At 44.3% G+C, this 21182-nt stretch carries 17 protein-coding genes; 8 read left to right on the top strand and 9 right to left on the bottom strand.

Going from position 1 to position 21182, the window contains the following annotated elements:
* Positions 1-379 precede the first annotated feature (379 nt).
* The 6 genes from prlC to ftnA all read left to right on the top strand — a co-directional run bounded on the left by prlC (position 380) and on the right by ftnA (position 7515).
* On the top strand, positions 380-2422 hold the full coding sequence (gene prlC / locus QL234_RS28580; RefSeq protein WP_281561149.1) for an oligopeptidase A: 2043 nt from the start codon (positions 380-382) through the stop codon (positions 2420-2422).
* 114 nt (positions 2423-2536) lie between these two features.
* A complete protein-coding gene (locus tag QL234_RS28585; protein WP_281561150.1) occupies positions 2537-3232 on the top strand; it encodes a DNA-3-methyladenine glycosylase I in 696 nt (231 codons plus the stop codon).
* A 32-nt stretch (positions 3233-3264) separates the two neighbouring features.
* Positions 3265-4059: a class I SAM-dependent methyltransferase gene (locus QL234_RS28590; protein WP_281561213.1), complete on the top strand. Its 795-nt coding sequence runs from the start codon at positions 3265-3267 to the stop codon at positions 4057-4059.
* Positions 4060-4253: 194 nt separating this feature from the next.
* Positions 4254-6191 (top strand): methyl-accepting chemotaxis protein, encoded by a 1938-nt coding sequence (locus QL234_RS28595; RefSeq protein WP_281561151.1) that lies wholly within the window; start codon positions 4254-4256, stop codon positions 6189-6191.
* 139 nt (positions 6192-6330) lie between these two features.
* Positions 6331-6804 carry a peroxiredoxin gene (locus tag QL234_RS28600; protein ID WP_281561152.1) on the top strand — a complete coding sequence of 158 codons (474 nt, stop codon included), beginning with the start codon at positions 6331-6333 and terminating at the stop codon, positions 6802-6804.
* Between the two features lie 186 nt (positions 6805-6990).
* On the top strand, positions 6991-7515 hold the full coding sequence (gene ftnA / locus QL234_RS28605; protein WP_281561153.1) for a non-heme ferritin: 525 nt from the start codon (positions 6991-6993) through the stop codon (positions 7513-7515).
* 174 nt (positions 7516-7689) lie between these two features.
* On the opposite strand, the gene QL234_RS28610 is transcribed toward ftnA, so the two are convergent.
* Entirely contained in the window at positions 7690-8373 is a 684-nt protein-coding gene (locus tag QL234_RS28610) for a hypothetical protein (RefSeq protein WP_281561154.1), read from the bottom strand.
* 1 nt (position 8374) lies between these two features.
* A complete protein-coding gene (locus QL234_RS28615; protein ID WP_281561155.1) occupies positions 8375-8866 on the bottom strand; it encodes a hypothetical protein in 492 nt (163 codons plus the stop codon).
* A gap of 178 nt (positions 8867-9044) precedes the next feature.
* On the opposite strand from QL234_RS28615, the gene QL234_RS28620 reads away from it, so the two are divergent.
* Positions 9045-9542, top strand: coding sequence for a hypothetical protein (locus tag QL234_RS28620; protein ID WP_281561156.1), 498 nt, complete (start codon positions 9045-9047; stop codon positions 9540-9542).
* 153 nt (positions 9543-9695) lie between these two features.
* Here QL234_RS28620 and QL234_RS28625 read toward each other — a convergent pair whose 3' ends face one another.
* Genes QL234_RS28625 through QL234_RS28635 form a run of 3 tightly spaced genes read right to left on the bottom strand, consistent with a single transcriptional unit; the run spans position 9696 to position 10955 of the window.
* Entirely contained in the window at positions 9696-10319 is a 624-nt protein-coding gene (locus QL234_RS28625) for a hypothetical protein (protein WP_281561157.1), read from the bottom strand.
* Positions 10320-10351: 32 nt separating this feature from the next.
* Complete coding sequence (locus tag QL234_RS28630) at positions 10352-10630, bottom strand: hypothetical protein (RefSeq protein ID WP_281561158.1); 279 nt, start codon at positions 10628-10630, stop codon at positions 10352-10354.
* Positions 10614-10955: a helix-turn-helix transcriptional regulator gene (locus QL234_RS28635; protein ID WP_281561159.1), complete on the bottom strand. Its 342-nt coding sequence runs from the start codon at positions 10953-10955 to the stop codon at positions 10614-10616. The genes QL234_RS28630 and QL234_RS28635 overlap by 17 nt, the downstream gene beginning before the upstream one ends.
* A 231-nt stretch (positions 10956-11186) precedes the next feature.
* Here QL234_RS28635 and QL234_RS28640 point away from each other — a divergent pair, with 231 nt between their 5' ends.
* Positions 11187-12371 carry an NAD(P)/FAD-dependent oxidoreductase gene (locus QL234_RS28640; protein WP_281561214.1) on the top strand — a complete coding sequence of 395 codons (1185 nt, stop codon included), beginning with the start codon at positions 11187-11189 and terminating at the stop codon, positions 12369-12371.
* 65 nt (positions 12372-12436) lie between these two features.
* Here the strand turns inward: QL234_RS28640 and QL234_RS28645 are convergent, their stop codons facing one another.
* The 4 genes from QL234_RS28645 to QL234_RS28660 are packed head-to-tail and all read right to left on the bottom strand — an operon-like array spanning position 12437 to position 21124.
* The gene (locus QL234_RS28645; RefSeq protein WP_281561160.1) at positions 12437-13129 is read right to left on the bottom strand and encodes a SprT family zinc-dependent metalloprotease; all 693 of its coding nucleotides are present in this window, start codon (positions 13127-13129) and stop codon (positions 12437-12439) included.
* Positions 13129-17124: an HsdR family type I site-specific deoxyribonuclease gene (locus tag QL234_RS28650; RefSeq protein WP_281561161.1), complete on the bottom strand. Its 3996-nt coding sequence runs from the start codon at positions 17122-17124 to the stop codon at positions 13129-13131. Before QL234_RS28650 ends, QL234_RS28645 begins: the two co-directional genes overlap by 1 nt.
* A gap of 9 nt (positions 17125-17133) precedes the next feature.
* Positions 17134-18405, bottom strand: coding sequence for a restriction endonuclease subunit S (locus QL234_RS28655; RefSeq protein ID WP_281561162.1), 1272 nt, complete (start codon positions 18403-18405; stop codon positions 17134-17136).
* Positions 18398-21124, bottom strand: coding sequence for an N-6 DNA methylase (locus tag QL234_RS28660; RefSeq protein WP_281561163.1), 2727 nt, complete (start codon positions 21122-21124; stop codon positions 18398-18400). Before QL234_RS28660 ends, QL234_RS28655 begins: the two co-directional genes overlap by 8 nt.
* Between the last annotated feature and the right edge of the window lie 58 nt (positions 21125-21182).

Below are 21182 nucleotides of genomic sequence, written 5' to 3' on the forward strand. Positions count from 1 at the left end.
TCGTTAATAACTAAGCCGCTCCCGGGTCTCGGGCGATGACAAAAGGTTAAATCTACCGATTCATCCATGAATAACACCTGGTGGATAAGGCAGCCCTCAAGTCCAAGCGCTTTGAACAGCACTTGCACAGTGGCGTGGCCTGTGCCACGGATATATCTTTCAGGTTAATAATTTCTCTTATTTACTGTAAATTTACAAACAATATTTAAGACAAAAAAAATATATTACCTTGCATTAACATCTATTTTTTTTGATCTGGTTGGTAATTTTATAAAAAAAGCCGGATTAACAGTAAATAACGGGCAAATAACAGACAAAGCTTGAATAACGCCGCAAGAGGTATTACATCTAAGACAACATTCGCTAAAAACTGAAGATTATGAGCAATCCATTATTGTCACTAAAAGGACTTCCCGAATTTTCCAAAATCAAACCTGAGCATGTAAAACCGGCCCTGGAGCAGGCGATAACAACATGTAAAGACACAATAAGCCGGGTCTTAAGCGAGAACACCAGCTACAGCTGGGATAACCTGGTAGCGCCGATCAACGAAGCAGACGATCTGCTCGGGCGCTTATGGTCGCCCGTCTCCCATATGAATTCAGTGATCAGCAGCGATGAATTACGTGAAGCTTATGAATCCTGCCTGCCGCTGCTGTCGGAATACGGCACTTTTGTCGGCCAGCACGAAGGTTTGTTCAAGGCTTACCAGCAAATTTCACAAAGCGATGAATATCAACAGCTCGATACCGCCCAGCGCAAGGTGATCGACAACGCCTTACGGGACTTTAAATTATCCGGTATTGCCTTAAATGAAGAGGACAAAAAACGCTACGGTGAAATATCCACCCAGCTGTCGGAACTCGGCTCCAAGTTCAGCAATAATGTTTTAGATGCCACCCATGCCTTTGATGTCTTGATCACTGACGAAAAAGAACTGGCAGGCCTGCCGCAAAGCGCCCTGGATGCCGCGAAAGCCCTGGCCGAAGCCCATGACAAGTCTGGCTGGTTATTTACCCTGGACATTCCCAGCTACCTGCCAGTAATGATGTACTGTGATAACAGTGACTTGCGTGAAAAACTATACCGCGCTTATGTGACCCGGGCATCAGAACTCGGCCCCAACGGCGGCGAATTTGACAACGGTGAGGTGATGGCGGAGTTGCTGAAATTACGTCACGAACTGGCGCAATTATTAGACTTTAACAACTACGCGGAAAAGTCCCTGGCCACGAAAATGGCGACTTCCACCGGCGAAGTATTACAATTCCTGGAAGATCTCGCCACCAAATCCAAAGCCCAGGGGCAGCAGGATGTTAAAGAACTGCATGAATTTGCCGAAAAAGAATTTGGTAAAAGCGAGCTCCAAGCCTGGGATCTGCCCTATTACAGCGAAAAATTAAAACAAAGCCGCTACGCCATCTCAGATGAAGACCTGCGCCCCTACTTCCCGGAAGCCACCGTAGTCAAAGGTTTGTTTGAAGTGGTGCACCGCCTGTTCGGTCTGAGTATAGAAGAGCGCAGCGGCGTTGATGTCTGGCATCAAGACGTAAAATTCTATGATGTCTTTGATAAAGACCATAACCTGCGCGGCAGTTTCTATCTGGATCTTTATGCCAGAGCGAAAAAACGCGGCGGCGCCTGGATGGACGACTGTGTCGGCCGCCGTGCCCTGAGCGATAACGCGGTACAGTTACCTGTCGCCTATCTGACCTGTAACTTCAGCCAGCCGGTAGGCGATAAACCGGCGCTGTTTACCCATAACGAAGTGGTCACCCTGTTCCATGAGTTCGGCCACGGTATCCATCATATGCTGACCCAGATCAATGCCGCCGATGTTGCCGGTATTAACGGTGTGCCCTGGGATGCGGTAGAGCTGCCGAGCCAGTTCCTGGAAAACTGGTGCTGGCAACCTGAGGCACTGGCGTTTATTTCCGGCCACTATGAAACCGGCGAGCCCCTACCTCAGGAAATGCTCGACAAGATGCTGGCAGCGAAAAACTACCAGTCGGCAATGCAGATGTTACGCCAGCTGGAATTCAGTATTTTCGACTTCAGCATGCATGCCAGTTACGACCCTGCCAAAGGGGACGAAATTCAGCAGGTACTGGATCAGGTACGGGAAAAATACGCCGTGATCAAAGCGCCGGAATTTAACCGCTTCCAGCACAGCTTCGGCCACATTTTCGGCGGCGGCTATGCTGCCGGTTATTACAGCTATAAGTGGGCGGAAGTATTGTCTGCCGACGCCTTTAGCCGTTTCGAAGACGAAGGCATTTTCAACGAGCAGGTCGGCCGGGACTTTTTAACCAATATCCTGGAAAAAGGCGGCTCACAGGAGCCAAGCGAACTGTTTAAAGCCTTCCGCGGCCGGGATCCGGAAATTGATGCCCTGCTGCGCCACAGCGGCATCACAGGTTAACTTAACTGGTTAATCAGACAAGGGAAAACCCCGGGTTTTTCCCGGCAGTAACTAAACCGGAAAGATAACCGTTTAAAGCGGTTATCTTTTCTTTTTTAAAAGAATATAAAAATTATGACCTTAGAAAGTTTCGACTCCCTGTATCAGCGCGCCCTGGAACGCAAGGGCGGAGAAAAACGCCTCAAGCAACTGATCGACATTGATAGCCCGGCACTGCCGCTGGCACAACTCACCGACGACAGGGTATTGGCCGCCTTCACCAAAAAAGTGTTCCAGTCCGGTTTTGTCTGGCGGGTAGTGGAAAACAAATGGCCGAATTTTGAAGAGATCTTTTTCAATTTTAATATCGAAAAAATCCTGATGATGCCGGAAGAAATGCTTGAGCGCAAAGCCGCCGATCCCGGCATTATCCGCAACTACAACAAGGTAAAAACCATCAAGGGCAATGCCCAGATGATCTTTGAGCAGCAAACCCCCGACTGCTCTTTTGCCGAATTTATCCGCCAATGGCCCTGCACAGACATTATCGGCCTGTGGGCTTTTCTTAAAAAACACGGCCAGCGCCTCGGCGGCAATACCGGCCCCTACGCCCTGCGCGCCATGGGTAAAGACACCTTTTTAATTACCCGCGACGTCGAAGCCTATTTCCGCGCCCACGACATTATTACCGGCGGCGTACAAAGCAAATCCAGCCTCAAGGCGATTCAGGACAGCTTTAACCAGTGGCACCAGGAAAGCGGGCGCTCCTTCGGCCAGCTCAGCCGTTTGGTCGCCATGGCCACCGGCGATAACCATATCCAGGCAGAATAACCCTTATGTCAGCCAACTCCGCACTACAAGACATGCTTGATAAAACCGCCGTCGCCTATATTCACAGCGAAGATGCCGCGGTGGCGAAAAAAATTGCCGCCAAATGGCAGCTGCAATATATCGGCGATGCCAATGCCGCCAAACAGCATCCGCAGCTGGCGTTTTTACTGCAGGTAAATTGCCACCAGCTGGAGCTGAGCAAGCTGGACGAGCCGAAATTAGGCGCGATCAAGGTCGACTTTGTCGAAGGGGCTGTCGCCCACAGACGTAAATTCGGCGGCGGCCGCGGCCAGGATATCGCCAAGGCCATAGGCTTAAAACACGGCTTTACCCCGCACGTGGTCGACGGCACCGCCGGCCTTGGCCGCGATTCGTTTGTACTGGCCAGCCTCGGCTGCAAAGTAACTATGCTCGAACGCATGCCGATCGTGGCGGCCCTGCTCGAAGACGGCCTGGAGCGCGCCAAACTCAACAGCGATGTCGGTGAGATTGCCGAAAACATGGCGCTGATCCATGCCTCGTCACTGGAAAACCTCGACAGCGCACAGGCTCCGGATGTCATTTACCTGGATCCCATGTACCCGCACCGGGAAAAGTCGGCCCAGGTGAAAAAAGAAATGCGTATCTTCCAGACCCTGGTGGGCGAAGATCTCGATGCCGACGGCTTGCTGGCACCGGCGCTGGCACTGGCAAAATACCGGGTGGTGGTCAAACGCCCCAGCTATGCGCCGCCGTTAGCCGGGAAAAAGCCTTCCACCAGCATCAAGATGAAAAAGAACCGTTTTGACGTTTATGTCAACCAGGGCATCCCCAAGGTAGAAAGTTAAGATAGGGAGCTGACACAAAAAGCCAAACCGGCTTGTTTAAGGCTAATAGCTTAACTTTCAATAACATCCAAACATGCTGGTCAACCACATGACGCCCTGTCATACGGGCGTCATAAATTCGTAACCTTAGCGTCACCCAAGTGTCATATTAAGCAGGCAGAATCCATCCATCTTAAACCCACCGGATGCATCAGGTGCGCGCTTCCAGCTTTTTCAAATTATCGACGGTTGCCATCGTCGTCTTTGCCGTTGTTTTTCTGGCAACCTTATATTGGGTTGCCACGACCCTTAATGCCAGCCGGGCACATTACCAGGACTACCAGAAATTAAAATCCCTGGTGGTGGTGGATATCAACCGCTTAATCAGTGATTATTTACTCACCGGTGATGCCGCATTATTGAGCGAGTCTTCCCTGGTATTCGCCAAAGTAGACGCCGCCATCGAGCAGTTGCCGAAAAGTGAATTAAACCTCAGCATTAAACAGCAAAACAGCCGGTTGCAGCAATTGCTCGACACCCGCTTTCGCGCCCTGGGCAAACTCAGCGGCGATCCGCAAATACTGGTGCGCAACAGCGAACAGGGCATGCTGGCAATAAACGATCAGCTGGCCGCCTATGCCGGACAAAGCCAGCAGTTAACCACTGCTCAGCAACAGGTCTATATCGGTACCAGCCAGCAATTGGCAGGCAATCTTGCCCGGTTAATCCACGGCCGGGAACTGGGCTCGAGTTCAGGCATTGAAGCAGCCCTTAAAGACATCAAAAGCAATTACCAGCGGTTGAGAGCATTTCCCCCGCTGGCAATAATGCCGCAGCAAGAAGACCAGGATGAGCTGCTGGCAGAAGACAATTTATTACTCGATGAGGATGAAGCAGCAGATCTCAGCGAAGAAGCCTTGGACGAGCTGAACTCATTGATCAAGCGCTACGGCGATGAAGTCAAAAAGATTGCCTTACAGCAACAACAACTAACGGAAGGACGCCAGTTACTCAAAGCCACCTTGGCCGGACTGGAGCAAGAGATTTTCCACGGTGAACAGGCGATAGATGTAGAACAGCAGGATATTTACCAGCAACTGAAACAAATCGTTTATACCCTGGGACTGTGTTTGCTTATCTACCTTGTCAGCAACCACTACCTGCAACACAAAATAGTGCTTAAACCTTTGCGTTTATTACGCAATAGCTTTGTGCTGCTGGTAGAGCAGGGCAAAATCAGCAATATTACCGGCATCAAGAAGCGCACCGAACTGGGAGAGATCTCCGTCAGCTTCAACAAAATGGTGGAAAAACTGCGCTTTGAAGACAAACAAAAAGCCGAGCAACTCAACCTGGTACATAACGCCCTCAACAATATGCAGCAACAGGCGGACAATATTCACCGTTCATCCGCCAATACCCATGATCAGGTGCAGTCGGTCAGGGAGATCATGAACGCCCTGGGACAGGCCACAGACACAGTAAACGACCTGTCGCAACAGGTGGCGGAAAATGCCCGCGCCACCGAGCAGGCGATGTTCGACAGCCAGGAAAAAGTTGAGCAGGTATTGCAGGCTACCGAGTCCACCGGCAGCGCCGCCCGCTCGGGGAAAGAAGCGATAGAAGTACTGGGGCAGTCGGTAGACAGTGTCGGCACTATTGTCGATGTTATCAGCGCCATTGCCGATCAAACCAATTTACTGGCACTCAACGCCGCCATAGAAGCGGCACGCGCCGGCGAACATGGCCGCGGATTCTCTGTGGTGGCCGATGAGGTGCGCCAGCTGGCGGGCAAAACCCAAAGCTCGCTGCAACAGATCACCGGTCGCTTAGCCCAATTACAACACGCCAGCCAAACCATCAACAGCACCATCTCAGGCATTGAACAGGCGTCGCAAGAACAGCAGAACATCGCCCAACAGCTGACCGGCAATGCCGCCGACGTGGTAAAACAGGCCCAGGCTTCCGCCACGGTTGCCCAGGATACCCTGGCGCAAATCAAAGATCAGCGCGGCCACTACCGGGCTTTTGAACAGGCCATGGCCAGGGTTAATGACGAAGTGCAGCAGTCGAGTGAACTGGCTGAAAATATCTCCCTGGATGTTTCCGGCCAGGTCAATGATATCAGCACCACCTTAAAACTCGCCGGGTGATGCCTTAAGGACAAACCCGGTCAGCTTCAATAGCCAAGAGAATAGGCAGGTGAATAAAATAGCTGGAAATTCCTCTGTGATCTGTCACTTATATCCCCTACTATAAGAATCCTGACATCACAGCCCGATAAGGATTTTTATGATCAAAGTAAACGACAAACTGCCCCAAGGTGAATTACAGCAACTAGTTGACGGCAGTGTCACCAGCCACAGCACCAGCGACTTGTTTAACGGCAAAAAAGTAGTGATATTCGCCCTGCCCGGCGCTTTCACCCCTACCTGCTCTGCCGCCCACCTACCCGGCTTTGTTGTTAATGCCGACACCATAAAAGCCAAAGGCGTAGACAGCATTATCTGTTTGTCGGTTAACGATGCATTTGTGATGGGTGCCTGGGGCCAGGCGCAAAATGCCGATGAAGTGATGATGCTGGCAGACGGCGACGGCAGTTTCACCAAAGCCATGGGCCTTGGCAAAGACACCGGCAGCTTCGGCGGTTACCGCTCGGTGCGTTACGCCATGATAGTCGAAGACGGTGTTGTCACCAGCTTACAGGTTGAACAGCCAAAAGAATTTAAGGTAAGCTCGGCAGAGTCGGTACTGGCACTGTTGTAAAAGCGCGATTAAATCTAAGTCTAAACCTGAATGAAAACAATTAGCGTTAATTATCTTGTTGTTTTTTAATGATTTTATTTTGATTTACATCAATAAAAGCTTGATAACAACCGATGAAACAGGCAAAATTCGCAGCCATTAACGCTTTGAAAAAAAGCATGTCGAACAGCAGCACGAGGCAAAACTATGTTAAAACCGGAAATGGTTCAGTTATTAAATGCTCAAATTAATTTAGAGTTTTATTCTTCCAACCTGTACCTGCAAATGAGTGCCTGGTGTGAAGAAAAAGGTTTTGAAGGCGCCGCAGAATTTATGCGCAAGCATGCGGTGGAAGAAATGACCCATATGAACCGTTTATTCACTTATGTCAGTGAAACCGGCTCTATGCCTGTGCTGGGTGCCATTGAAGCGCCGCCGCACGAGTTTTCCTCTTTAGGGCAGGTGTTTGAAGCCACCTATGAGCACGAATGCCTGGTAACCCGGAAAATCAACGAACTGGCCCATGCCGCCTTCACTACCCAGGACTACTCGACCTTTAACTTCCTGCAATGGTATGTTGCCGAGCAGCACGAAGAAGAGAAGTTGTTCAAAGGTATTCTTGATAAGATCGAACTTGTCGGTAACGACGGCAAGGCATTGTTCTTTATTGATAAAGATCTGGCTGAACTGGCAAAGACCGGCTCACCCAGCATTATGACCGAAGCGGGTTAATTACTGACTTAGCAATGTTCTTAAGGGGCCTGGTGGCCCCTTTTTAATACTTTATATTGATAAAAATAAGAAGATTACCCCTACCTGCAAGTACAAAGCTTGCTCATATTTACTATCAAAGGTCCGGGTCTTCAGCCAGCACAGTGCCTGCCCACATCAACCAAATAGCCCCAACTAAGCCAAAGCTTTGCTCAGCAGCGGCCCTACCATTGGCCGGGACTGCTGTTGTCTTGTTTGTTTAACTGGGGCACTTGCCTTAGCAGGGTGTTTTGTTACCGCCCCGGCCGCTTCCAGCAAGTACAACTGGTGCCTGAGCAGCGCCAGCCATTTTTCACGGATAATAAAAACCTCCCGGTCGTCGGCCATTAAGTCGTCTCGGCTGAATGAAGCGAGAAACTTATTAATGAACATCCACTCTACCTGCAAGTTGAGCCGGACTTCTTTTAGCGGCAACCCCTTTACCCTCACCGTTGGATGAAATAAGTCTCGGGTGCTGTATACCGGGGTGAATTTATTCCACTCCAATACTGCCTCGCGATAACTTTTTTGCGCTGTCACCCCACTATTTCCCGGGCAATTGCACTGCACCTGCTGGCATACCATGACATAACTGTGCTTGCTGAGCACTTTCACCTTAGGCAAATGTCCGAAAACACAAGGTAAGGCTTCAATGCTCATCAATCTTTTGCCTTTTGCACTTTCAGGCACAATGGGGGCTGACACCCCGGCGCTTATAAATCTGATATGGTAGGGTTTTACCGACATCGGCATGATGAAATTACGCCGTGAGCTGGTGTTAACCACAATCTTTTTTCTGACTTTTAGCGGCTTACGCTTCCTTACTTTTTGCTTTGTCATGTTATTGCTTCCGTAGATTGTCGAGTAAATTGTATTCCGGCTGCTTGTACAGGAAATCAAAATAGGCCGGGTCGCCTAACGGTACCCGCTGCTGCAAATACTTTTTAACCGTAGCGGTCCACATTCTTTTAGGCGCCCAAACATATTCCTGCTCTTGTTCGAGGTAACGGCTGGTGTATTTGAGCCGATGTAAAATCGCTTCAATTTCATGCTCGATATTGCTGTTAAAGCGGTAGCGCAATTCACTCCATCTAAATACCGGGTAGGCAGCAATAAAACCTGCCAGGGCTGCTGTTAATTGCTCGCTTGAAGTGCCCTTTTCACCCAGCTGGTATAACACCCTGGCCCGGATTTCGACCCTGGAATAAATACTGACACCGGCCATGCCAGATTCGTTGAGAATTCGCTCTAATGTTTTTCCCTGGCCCAGTTCGCTGGTCACAATATTCACCAGCACCTTTATCAGCTCGTCACTGTTATTAAATTTGTCCATAGCATCCTGTTAATACTTAGCTTCCCTGATGCTCCCGGAGTATATCGGGCAAGTTGTGTGAAATCGCACCATTAAAAAAAAACTGAAATTTTTCTCGCCATTTTGTTAATGAAACGATTTCACACAACCTGGCCAATATAATCATGCTTCTTTAAAATCAACATGGACGACATCAACCTTGAACAAACCTCAGATCCCCCAATTAGTCCGTATTGTCAGACAAAAGCTTAAAGAGCAGGAACACCAGCCCCAACAAAAGAAGCTTACTATTGAGCAAATATTGAATGACGCCGGTATATACAAGATGCCGGTGCAGGTGATGGTAGAAGTGCGCGCCGAGGTGTATGAAAACCTCGGCTTAGGTATGTGTGCTCCCGGTACGCTCAAACGGCAGCTGCAAGGGTTCATCTTTGATCACCCGGTTTTCCGCATCAGTGAACTGCGCTTTTATTTTCCCGGCGATAAAGAAAGAGCTGTACTCAATGCTTTGTACGAACTTAGTTATGTTGCGAAGAAACTACCGGAAGAAAACGAACCCGTTTGGCAGCCGAAGTTTATGCAGAGAAAAACGGTGCTCAAGCAACTCGCAGCAAGGGAAAAAATAGGCAATAAAGCATACTTTGATTATCTGGCATACACGCCCCCACAACCGACAAAGCCGATAATCAAACACTAGGCATGGACGCATACCAGAGCCGGGGTTTTACTTACTCCTTTTACCCGGATGCTGTAAGGGGCCATCAGGGACGATGGCACAACCCTTTAAAAACAAAAAGGGAGCCGATAAAGGCTCTCTGTTATGACTTTAGAAATACCGCAGAAAAAGCACCTATGAGATTACCGCTGTTTTCTTGTATTTATCTTTGCCTATGTCAGTTGTCATCGACCAAATCAACAGGAATGTGATACCTAACAGAACGAATTTAGCCGGACTATAGCTGTAATAAATAATGGTCCAGTTGGCAAAGAATTCTGCAATTTCAGGGCTTATGCCAAACTCATCCAGATGCCTGATAAAGTTTTCCGCAAGCGCCAGAAAATCAACGATCATAAAAACAACAAATAAAGCTTTTAAACCAAATTCACTGTTATAGATAAACACATGATCATGAGATTTCCCCTGTGCTGCCAGACGGCCTCTGGTGAACGGTGCCCGTAAAGCCACTAAAATGAATAACACCAGATCTACGATAAAATGAAACGAAAAGATAATAGCATTTATAGACATTCGGCTAAGCGTATCACTTTCCACTACGATGAAATTATGGAAAATAATCATTTCTGCGGTATAAACCACAAGTAAAGCACCGCAAAGATGCACCACATTTATATTGTCCCGATTCATCAACATAATCAGCAGTAACGAGGTATTAATAATGAGATATACATGCAAATTATTTTGACTGACAATGGCATATATTACAGCCAAAAGTATTAAAACTAACTTAGCCATGTACATTTAATCCTTATCTATCCACACCCGGCTTACGGGGTTGTTTCTTCTTGCTTTAATAGGGTGAAGTTATCAACTTTTGGAACTATAAAGGCCGTGTTTTTTGGATGAACACCTTTACCACCACCAGAACCACCAGTAACAGCTTTAAGGTCATCAATCTTCAGAGTATTTGGTTTAATCCCGTTTTGCCCGCTACTACTGCCAATAATAGAATTAAGTTCATCAGCAGCTAAGGCTCTTGGTTTCGTCCCATTATCAGTACCAGATCCAGCGGCAACCTCTTTAACGTCTTCAAGACTCAGTTTCAAATGCTTCGTCTCCTCCAGCAGACCTGAGGTGGTTTTTCTTCTTTGAAGCACGGCAGCTATTAGGTTGATAATCATCGTCTTTATCCTTGTATTGAGAGAATTCTTTTTTGAGAGCATCGAGTCCATTGATTATTTGGGAAATATCAAACTGGCAATAGAGCATCAGCAGCAAAAGCTGATCGCCACGGGGAAAGCCGACACCTTTTTCCCACTTCTCATAAGTGGTGCGGTGTACACCAGCTACTTTAGCCATTTCTTCAGTGGAGCGGTTGACAGAAAGCCTGATACGTCGCAGGTCATCGCCTGTCATTAAAAGATTAAACATAAAGCATCCATTGTTATTATTTGAAATATCCGTATCGCCCTACAGGGTAAGGCTGTTTACGGTGGAACTCTACCTTGAAAAAGCCCCTGATTCAAGCAGCCAGCACAGCCCCGCCGAGTATAAATTGTTTTTAATCAATAAAACTGCCCTACGCCGATAGCTCCCCGGTTTTGATCGCTTTATAATACCCGCCATAACCGATCCCAGCTGTTTGAGTAATAACCCGTGAATATAGTAAAAACTGATGTCCTGATCATAGGCGCCGGCGCCGCCGGCCTGATGTGCGCCGCCACCGCAGGCTACCGCGGCCGCCAGGTCACCATAGTAGACATGGGCAAAAAAGCCGGACGTAAAATACTCATCAGCGGCGGCGGCCGTTGCAACTTCACCAACGAAAACGCCAGCCCGGAAAACTACCTGTGCCAAAACCCGCACTTCGTAAAATCCGCCCTAAGCCGCTACACCCAGCAAGACTTCATCGACCTGGTAGACAGACACGGCCTGAACTACCACCACAAAACCCTGGGCCAGCTATTCTGCGATGAAAGCGCCCAAGACATAGTGGATATTCTGCAAACAGAATGCGAATGGGCAGGCGTAGCAACCAAACTACGCAACGAAGTACTGAGCGTTGAAAAAAATGACAACGGCTACCAGGTAAAAACCACAGAACAAACCTACCAATGCGAATCCCTGGTAATAGCCTCTGGCGGCCTAACCATGCCAAAACTGGGCGCAACCTCAATAGGCTACAAAGTCGCCGAACAATTCGGCCTGAACATCCACCCCACCATGGCAGCATTAGTACCGCTAACTCTGCACGACCACGACAAAAAACGTTTCGAAGGCCTATCCGGCATCAGCCTGCCAACGGTAGTCAACAGCGAAAACGGCACAGAATTCAGAGAAAACATCCTCTTCACCCACCGAGGCCTATCCGGCCCGGCAATACTGCAAATCTCCTCCTTCTGGCGCGCAGGCCAAGCAGTAACCATCAACCTGCTACCGGATCACAACTTAAGTGAAGAAATTGAACAAGGACGCAAAGAGCACGGCCAAAAATCACTAAAAAACACTCTGGCACAGCTAATGCCGAAACGTTTTATTGAAGCCATGATCAACGCAAATGAAATCCCGGATAAAACCCTGGGGCAGCTAAGCCACAGCGAAATAAAAGCCCTGCATGACTACATCCACAACTGGACCATAAAACCCAACGGCACTGAAGGCTATCGTACTGCGGAAGTTACCTTGGGCGGGGTGGATACCGATGAATTATCGTCAAAAACCTTTGAAGCGAAAAAAGCACCGGGTCTTTATTTCATCGGTGAAGTAATCGATGTTACCGGCTGGCTCGGCGGGTACAATTTTCAGTTTGCCTGGAGCAGTGGCTGGGCTTGTGGTGGTGTTTGTTAAAAATATCGAAATGTTGGGTTAGACACTCTCTAGTTAAAAGAGACAAAGTTAAGTTTGTCTCTTTTTTATAGACTCATATCCACACCATTATGCTTTAGCCACTTCACATGCTTAGCATAATTTGGCATAACTTTATCAACAGTATTCCAAAAGTTATTGTCATGATTACGATGCAACAAATGAACAAGTTCATGAACCACGATATAATCTAAAACAGAAACAGGCGCCATTAAGCATTTCCAATGAAAGTTTAAGTTACCATTTTCACTACAAGATCCCCACCGATTTTGTAATTCCAGCACTTTAACATTTTTAACTTTCACGCCAATTTTTGGGGCATATAACGCTATACGCTCACTAATTTTCTTCAAACCTTTTTGCTTATAAAAGGCTTTAAAAATATCAGCGCCTTTGTGAATTTTATCTCTTCTTAATAAAAACCGTCCTCGTTTCAATAACAAGTCGGTATCTTGCTTTTCTTCCAAACTTAAGCGATAACTTCGGCCTAAATAGACAAAGCCTTCGCCATTAACAAACTCTCTTTGTAATTGAGTACGATTTAAGTCTTCCCATTCGGCAAGGTTACGATAAATCCAACTACGTTTTGCCTCTATTACCTGCTCTATTTTTTCTAACTGATAGGGCGCAGGCGCTAAAATGCTGACAGAGCCATCACGTTCAATAAAAATACTGATGGTTTTACGGTTACTCTTTTTTAATGAGTAGCTTATATCTTTATAACTCAGCTGCTTTGTCATCAACCTTCATCATCAATTTTCTTTGTGGAAGCAGCAGGAATATAAGCAGTGCTCCCATCATCTAACACCTTGGCCTGATAACGTGCTTTGGATTCTCTAACCGCTTTTTCTCTCGATTCTTCAGGTGACTGATTACTATCAATAGAGTCACTGGTTGCCAAAATATTATAATGCTCATCAAGAGTAGGCTCTATACGCTCTCTGATATCCTTATTTTCTTTTAACGCCGGTAAATAATTACTGATAGACTTAAGTGCATATTGCAAAGATTTCCATACATGTGTCGCAATTAATACAGCCCCAGCATAAGCAGAAAGAGCTTGGAATATTAACTCTATATTTATGTCTGTAGAGCCTTTTTCAGCCTTACGAATAGCCCATACCAATTTAACAGGTTGACCATCTAACTCTGTTATTTGCTCAACCCCCATTTTATCACCAACAATTAAATGTTGATTACACAATTTAATTAAATCAGTACAGCCCTTAAGGACACTCTCGTTATGAATGCCATAACGTGCAAAATTTTCAGGCACTAATTGACGAGACTGATGTGGTGCATCATATTCAATATCTGTTTTAACTTTTAGTTCACCAATAGATATGTAAGGAATATGCTGAGCCAACTCTTCAACAAAATATAAGTCAGTACCATTAACATGTGTTTTTAAACTATCCCAATCAACCGAAGTGTTACTATCCATCTCAGGCAAGTTAATAAATTCTTTGATTTTCTGATCGCGTTTCTTAGCTAAATTTAAAACTTCTGTCGCAAGTAACTCGGCATGCTCATTTAGTTGGGGTACGTCACTTAAAATAAAGTGCTCTCTGAATTTCTGCAAAAGAGGTTTAACAAGTTGCTCTTCTCTCTTCCAAAAATTAACACCATTAATATGCTGAATAATATCCTGCATAATGTCCTTACTGATAGCCTGCACCTCTATAATATGCTCAGCTAAACCGCCCTCTTTGAAAGCAATATCAGTAATTAAATCGTAAAAAGGTTCATCCTGTCCCGCGCTTGGGCCTCGCCCTTGCATTACTTCAACCCGTAAATCGCCAAGTAATAATGACATTTGCTCCCAATTACCTGCATGCTTACGTATGACTTCCTCTAACTTGTCACTCATTTTTTTATAAAAAACCGGATCGCTATCCATTTCAACTTTTAAATGTTTACGAATAGCATGTTCCATTTCACTGGCGGTTGATTTTTTATCTTCACTAAGCACGCGCGTTTTTATATTGCTTTCAAACTGCTCACTTAATAAATCAACTGGCGGTATGGTCGGATTGATCCCTAAGCTAATTAAATGCTCATTGGTTAGCTGTCGTATTTTAGCGCCGACACCCGCAAAGTTAAGGCTGTCGTCTCGATAGCGTAATTTTGCCAATTGCTGAAGACGGGCAAACTGGTACATGGGTATTTTATATTTATTCGCCTGTGGGTGCGGCATAATAACATCCATGCTTTGCAGGAATTTTTTATAAAAAACCGTAAATTGCTCCCTTAAGCGAATATCTTCCAGCAAATCAATCGCAGCCGTTTGTATTTTGTAGTGCGGTTCGCTATCAAGCGCTTGTGTTACCAGCAATTCAATATCAGTGACTTTATTTTCAATAAATAACTGTAAAATACGCTGGTATCGCTGTGCTAAAATTGGCTCTTCGTCTTCAATACTGCCCAGCTCTGAGCGGATATCGGCTTGGTCATCAGCATTGTAAAGCTTCAAGGCATCATCTAGCGCATTGGTTAAGCCAATATAGTCAACAATAAAGCCGTGAGTTTTATTGGCATAGGTTCGGTTAACCCTGGCAATAGTCTGCAATAAATTATGCTCTTTTACTTTTTTGTCGATGTACATCACCTGTTCAATAGGTGCATCAAAACCGGTTAACAGCATATCGCAAACAATTAAAATACAAATACCGGTATCGGGTTGTTCAAAATCTATCGGCCGTTTAAAGTTTTCAATAGCGTTATGATCTGCACTGTATTTTCTGGCGGCAATCTGCGTTGCTGTTTCATTATTTTCGCCCGATGAAATAATAACCGCAGTTTTAACAAACTTTAATAATGCAAGTTGTTCTATTTCTGTATCACTGGTAACACTTTGCTGCTTTTGTTCGATTAATTCAGATAATGCTTGCTCGAAAGACTCTTGATAATAAATTGCCGCCTGCCTGGTTGAGCAGACAATTTGCGCCTTAAGGCCAGCCGGTAATATACGGCTGGTGTAGTGCTCAACAATATCTTGCGAGATCGCTTTTATACGTTTTTCAGCTTCTAAAATATCACCTTCGGCGCCATATTTACGCCGTATTTCGAGTAGCTCCTGCTCACTACGTTCTTTAAATAAATCTTCAAATTTACGATCAAATTCAGCTTTGTTTTCAAGCGCGTTATCAGCGGTTTTACCTTCGTAGATAATCGGCAAGGTTGCGCCGTCGCTTACGGCATCTTTTAGTTTATATTTATCGATATAAGCCGAGTCTTGATCAACACCGAAGCGTTTCCATGTCGGCTCTTTGTGATGCTCGGCAATTAATGGCGTGCCGGTAAAAGCAATGCGGGTTGCCTGCGGGAAAGCGTCCATCAGGTTGTCTGACAGGCTAGGTTTTTCTTTACCGCCTCTTTGGGTTCGATGTGCTTCATCAACCAAAATAAGAATACGATGGTCGTTGTTGATAACATCAAAGGGTTTGAATAACTGAATATCTAATTCAGCATCATACTCACCTTTTTCTTCCAGCTTAGCTAATTGCTTTCTAATGGCTGGTGGTAGGTGTTTAGCCGCTTCGTCCCTGAACTTATGCATCATCACCAAATTTACATTAGAGCTGGTATTGGCCAACTCTTTTTTAGCTTGTGCCAGTGTGGTGATTTTGGTGATGTATTCGTTGGTTAATAACGCGGTTTCACCGAGTTGCGCCTCTAGATCACGTCGGTCATTCACCATTAACACTTTATACTGCTGCAAGGTTTTATCGGTGCGTAATTTACGCACTAAAAATACCATAGTTAAACTTTTACCACTACCTTGGGTATGCCAAACAACACCTGAGCGCGCTATCCCCGTTTCACCTTGGTGCATGCGGGCTAATATTTTATTCACTGCACGGTATTGTTGGTAACGGCAAATCACTTTAACTTGCTTGCCCGCTGCCCCCATAAATAAGGTGAAGTTTTTGGTAATATCAAGCAATTGTTTCGGGTGCAACATACCTTCGACTAAGGCTTGTTGCGGTGTTAGTTTTCGTTGCTTTGCATCTTCTAACTTCCAATCAAAATAGTGTTCTTGCCTGGACGTTATCGAGCCATATTTTGCGTATTCACCACAGGTGCTGATCATTAACTGGTTGGTATAAAAAAGCTTAGTCTCTCCCTCACGATGAACACTATGGGCAGGTTCACGTAAATCAGCATAACGGCGTAGTTGTTCTATGCCTTCATAAATAGGATTAGCGCTATTGGCATCGGGAATTTTGCATTCAATAACCACTAAAGGTAAGCCATTAACAAACAGCACAATATCAGGGCGGATCTGGGTTTTACTACTGCCGGGAGTATCGAGCCTGAATTGGTTAATAGCGTATAAACTATTGGCTTGCCAGTGTTCAAAATTAATAATGGTAACGCGCGGGTTATTCTCACCGGTTAAATGGTTTTTATCGACTTGATAATCGGCCAACCATTTTAAGAATTGTTGATTCGCTGCCAACAGTTTGTCAGTACCAAAACGGGTAAAGTCTTCATAAATGGCTTCAAGCTGTTCATCAGTAAGCCAGGGCTTGCCCTTATGTTCACCTTCAGCAACTAGATTCAACTGAGAAACCGCTTTAATAAATACCGCTTTTAATATCGTTTGGCGAAAGTTATCGCGTAAGCTAGTAGCTGGGTCTTGTGGTATTCCTTCCCCTAAATCTAATACCTTCCAGCCTAATGTAGCCAATTGGGCTAATAATGGTTTTTCGACAAACTGATACTCTGACACGGACTTTCCTTATTTTTGTGCTATTTCTTCTGGTGAGGATACGGGTGCTAAAATACTATCTGGCAGGCTATCAACGGATTTTTTACCTGTTAATAGATCTTGCATTAGGCCTTTTTTTTGAGCCTTGAGCTTTTTAGATATATTTATCTCTACTCTAATTAATTCTGAAAGGTTTTCAATTTTATCACCTATAAGTCTCTGCTCTGTACTATCTTCAGGCACTGCTAATAAAATATCTCTCACCCTACCAATACTCATTTGAGGCAATGCTTGCCCCATGGTCATATGTCGAATTTGGCTGAGAACATACTCACTTTTAAGGATATGAAACAAAAAATTTTCGTTTATATGTTTAGGATTAATTACACAAAGTGAATCAAGTAACGCAAACCTGATATCTGTAGGTAAGAAGCGTATTTCACCAATAGTGCCTTTTCGTGAAAAAACAATCGAGTTTTCATTAAAGTTACAGCGTTTTTCTTGTTCTATCACCGTACTTTCATCTACACGCCTATTAGTATTTTTTTCTATATTGTCACCTTCAACGAACTCAACCGTTGATATAAAAGGAAAACCATCTGTTATATAAATCGGATTACGATGACTTGGATTTGGATCAATTACGCCTGCATAGTGTTCGATAGGCTTTAGTTGCCAACCTTTAGGAATACAACCTAACTCGGTTTTATGGTAAGCATTAGGTTCTTGTTGGTAGCTAGGACGCAGTTTTTTAGTTTTAACATCAATGCCTCGACTAAATAAGTCCGCCATCAGTCCTTGTTTAATCGCAGTATACTTTTCAATTAATTCTTGGGATTGTTCAATTTGATTATCTATGGTTGATAAAACCATAGCTATTTTTTGTTGAGTGGCTAAAGGAGGATTCCAGATTGTAATTTCTAATAACTCACTTTTATTTAATTTCGATCTTGTTCCTCCCTTAATAAAAGGCATAATATTTTTATGTTGCAAGCAATAAAAAACATAACTAAAACAAAAATTAGAATTAACCCTCAACACATGAGCATGATTATTTACCCAAGATTTACCCGAAATATTATATGCAATAGGACGAGATTGATACTCATCAAAGTATCCCCCATCCTCAGCCAGTAATATTAAATCTTCGTCAAATAAATAATCATTTATATGACCTTGAATACCGTTAGCACCGTAGTAAGGAATTGCCCCTTTCATAGTTGCTCTTTGTTCAGAATTTAACGGAACTCTTAGATTGTCTAGGATTGTACAAGCCTGACTTATAGTAATGGTGTTACTCATAATCCAACCCCGTCATAAACTCAGCCAGCAACTGCGCTTGTTGATCACGCAGCTGCACTATCTGTTTTAAGGTAACGGAATATTTAGTAAACAAATTTTCAACAGCTGCAATTAGTTTTAGGGTATTGCTACGGATATAGGCTTGGTATTCAGTAAATAGGACTTCTTTAACATCTGTTAAAATTAACGCTTTTGCTTCTACTGGAGTAATTTTTTCTCGGGCAGCGGCAATTAACTGATCTCTTTGTTTTTCTATGGCATTATTTTGCTGCTTTAAGGTTTTAAGTTCACTTTCTAACATCAAGTGTTGCTCAAGCTGTTTTTCAATGATTTGCAACTGCTTTTGTTTACTTTCACCTAGCTGTTGCAGCTCCTCAATACGTGCTTGATTACTTAATTGAACTTGCTGCTGTTTAGCAATATTGATGATTTGTTGGCTAACAGCAAAGTGCATTTCTTTTGCACTTAAGCCTTTGGTTAAATCCCCTTTTTTAGTGCCTTTAGGTAAAGTGTGGTTGGTTGTATATTCAACCAGAGCATCGGAAATTTGGCTTTTTAAGCGTTTAATCGTGTCGGTTATTTCCGCTTTTAGCTGTTTTTGCTGCTGCTTTAACTGGCTTGCCATTACTTTCGATAACGGTGCTTTAGATAAAACATCAAAGGTTTCTGTTTCGTCTGCAGCTTGCTCTTCTACTTCTCCTTCTTCCTTACTTTCCACTTGTGTAAATAAGGCGGTTAACTGGTCAATACGTTGCTGATTTTGTTGTAATTGCTCAATAATCTCAGGGCATTGGCTATTAAATAACACATCATCAGGGATCAAATCGGCATTCCAGCCACTGGCAGCAATTGATTTAAAGTCTGCTTCACGGTTTTTAAACCAGTTGGCCAGTGCTCCCCTGACTTGGTATTTATTAAGTAATGCTAACGGTGTTAATTGTTTTTCAATACTATTTAAGGCATGTTTACGGGTTTGAAACACGCCACTATTACCTTGTTTTTCATCGCCAATTTTAGCAAATAAGACCTGTTCTGCTTGCCACCAGCTTTCCAGTTGCCCAATAAATTTTTGATGTTTGCTGATAACACTGGCTGAGTGTTCAATCATGTTTTTAATGTCGCTGTTATCGCTAATCAAGTTACTAAATTGTTGAAACTCCGGCGACAGATTAATAGCATCAGCCGCTTGATCAGTGAATAATTCGTCTTTTAGCGTGGGATAGTCATGCCAGTATTTTTCCAGGGCATTAATTTCATCGCTAGGAATACCACCATTTAAATGTGCTTGAACATTTTGCGGCTCTGGCGCCGGACTATTATCAACATAACGGCGAATATTGAGGTTGTATTTTTCTTTTTTCAGCGTGTCTTGATGAATGAGTTGCGCATATTTTGCTACTTTGCTTTCACTATTGTCATCACTTAACAACTGTTTATATACGCTGGTTATTTTTTCGATATCCTCAGGACGTAGGCTGTTTTGATTTTTGCCTTCTTTATATTCCCGGTCGGCATTAATAAACAAAACGTTTTTGCGTTTATCGGCATTTTGCTTATTGATCACTAAAACACAGGCAGGAATACCTGTACCGTAAAATAAGCCAGAAGGTAAGCCGATCACCGCCTCTAACAAACCGTTAGTAATTAAACGCTCACGATAGCTGGCTTCTTCACCGGCACGGAATAGAACGCCGTGGGGTAAAATAACCGCGGCTTTACCATTACCTTTAAGCGAGGCGATCATATGTTGTAAGAACATAAAATCAGCTTTGCCTTTTTCCGGCATAAAAGTATTAAAACGTTGCTTGTCTGACTCTATATCGGCTTCGGTGTAATCTTGTGAAAATGGCGGATTAGCAATAACCCGGTGAAAGGTTTGTAGGGTACCGTCTTCATCATGATGCTGAGGTCGTAGCAGGGTATCTTCATTTTCGATACCGTCTCCGGTAATACCGTGTAGTATCATGTTCATTTTACAAATAGACCAGGTACCGCCATTGTCTTCCTGGCCGAATAAATCTATTTTGCTAATATCACCACCGGATTCTTGCACATAACGTAAACTCTGGATCAGCATACCGCCTGAGCCGCAAGTGGGATCGTAAATTTCCATATTTTCTTGTGGTTCTAATATCTCAACCAATAAACGTACCACTTCAGAAGGCGTATAAAATTCACCGCCTTTTTTACCGGCACTGTCGGCGAAATATTTAATCAAGTATTCGTAAGCAGCCCCTAATAAGTCAGGGAATTCAAAACAGTCGTTAGTGAGGGGGATATCATTAAAGTGCTGGATAAATCGGATCAGCGTTTTATCATTGATGGTGTTTTTACCGACTTTCTTTTTAAAGTCGATATGTTTAAGTACACCTTCCAGGCCTTTATTCTTATCTTCAAGGGCTGAAAGTGCTTTATTTAAGCCGTCACCAACACGTTCTTTTAAATGTTCAATTTTATGCCAGCGGGCATTTTCCGGGACGAAGTAATCAAATGCCGAAGGTTTTAATAACTTAGCAATTTTTTCTTCACTGGCACCTTTGTCCCGGTATGCTTGTGCTTTGTCGTTATAGTCTTTTTCAAACTGATCAGACATACGTTTTAAAAATAATATACCAAAGATAAATTCTTTATATTCAGAGGCATCCATTTTGCCGCGCAGTATGTCGCAGGCCTCAAATAAGGCGGAGGATAATTTTTGTAGTGTTAGTTTTTGGGTCATTGGTTATATACTTAATTCTCAAAACTATGATTTTGCTGATTTAATTTTGTTATAAAAA

It is taken from the genome of Thalassomonas sp. RHCl1 (genome assembly GCF_947387555.1).
Classification (GTDB): domain Bacteria; phylum Pseudomonadota; class Gammaproteobacteria; order Enterobacterales; family Alteromonadaceae; genus Thalassomonas.

Coding starts and splice junctions, on each gene's coding strand:
- prlC (WP_281561149.1), top strand. CDS start 380: ATGAGCAATCCATTATTGTCACTAAAAGGACTTCCCGAATTTTCCAAA.
- QL234_RS28610 (WP_281561154.1), bottom strand. CDS start 8,373: ATGACAAAGCAAAAAGTAAGGAAGCGTAAGCCGCTAAAAGTCAGAAAA.
- QL234_RS28625 (WP_281561157.1), bottom strand. CDS start 10,319: ATGGCTAAGTTAGTTTTAATACTTTTGGCTGTAATATATGCCATTGTC.
- QL234_RS28655 (WP_281561162.1), bottom strand. CDS start 18,405: ATGAGTAACACCATTACTATAAGTCAGGCTTGTACAATCCTAGACAAT.
- ftnA (WP_281561153.1), top strand. CDS start 6,991: ATGTTAAAACCGGAAATGGTTCAGTTATTAAATGCTCAAATTAATTTA.
- QL234_RS28645 (WP_281561160.1), bottom strand. CDS start 13,129: ATGACAAAGCAGCTGAGTTATAAAGATATAAGCTACTCATTAAAAAAG.
- QL234_RS28615 (WP_281561155.1), bottom strand. CDS start 8,866: ATGGACAAATTTAATAACAGTGACGAGCTGATAAAGGTGCTGGTGAAT.
- QL234_RS28660 (WP_281561163.1), bottom strand. CDS start 21,124: ATGACCCAAAAACTAACACTACAAAAATTATCCTCCGCCTTATTTGAG.
- QL234_RS28635 (WP_281561159.1), bottom strand. CDS start 10,955: ATGTTTAATCTTTTAATGACAGGCGATGACCTGCGACGTATCAGGCTT.
- QL234_RS28585 (WP_281561150.1), top strand. CDS start 2,537: ATGACCTTAGAAAGTTTCGACTCCCTGTATCAGCGCGCCCTGGAACGC.
- QL234_RS28590 (WP_281561213.1), top strand. CDS start 3,265: ATGCTTGATAAAACCGCCGTCGCCTATATTCACAGCGAAGATGCCGCG.
- QL234_RS28600 (WP_281561152.1), top strand. CDS start 6,331: ATGATCAAAGTAAACGACAAACTGCCCCAAGGTGAATTACAGCAACTA.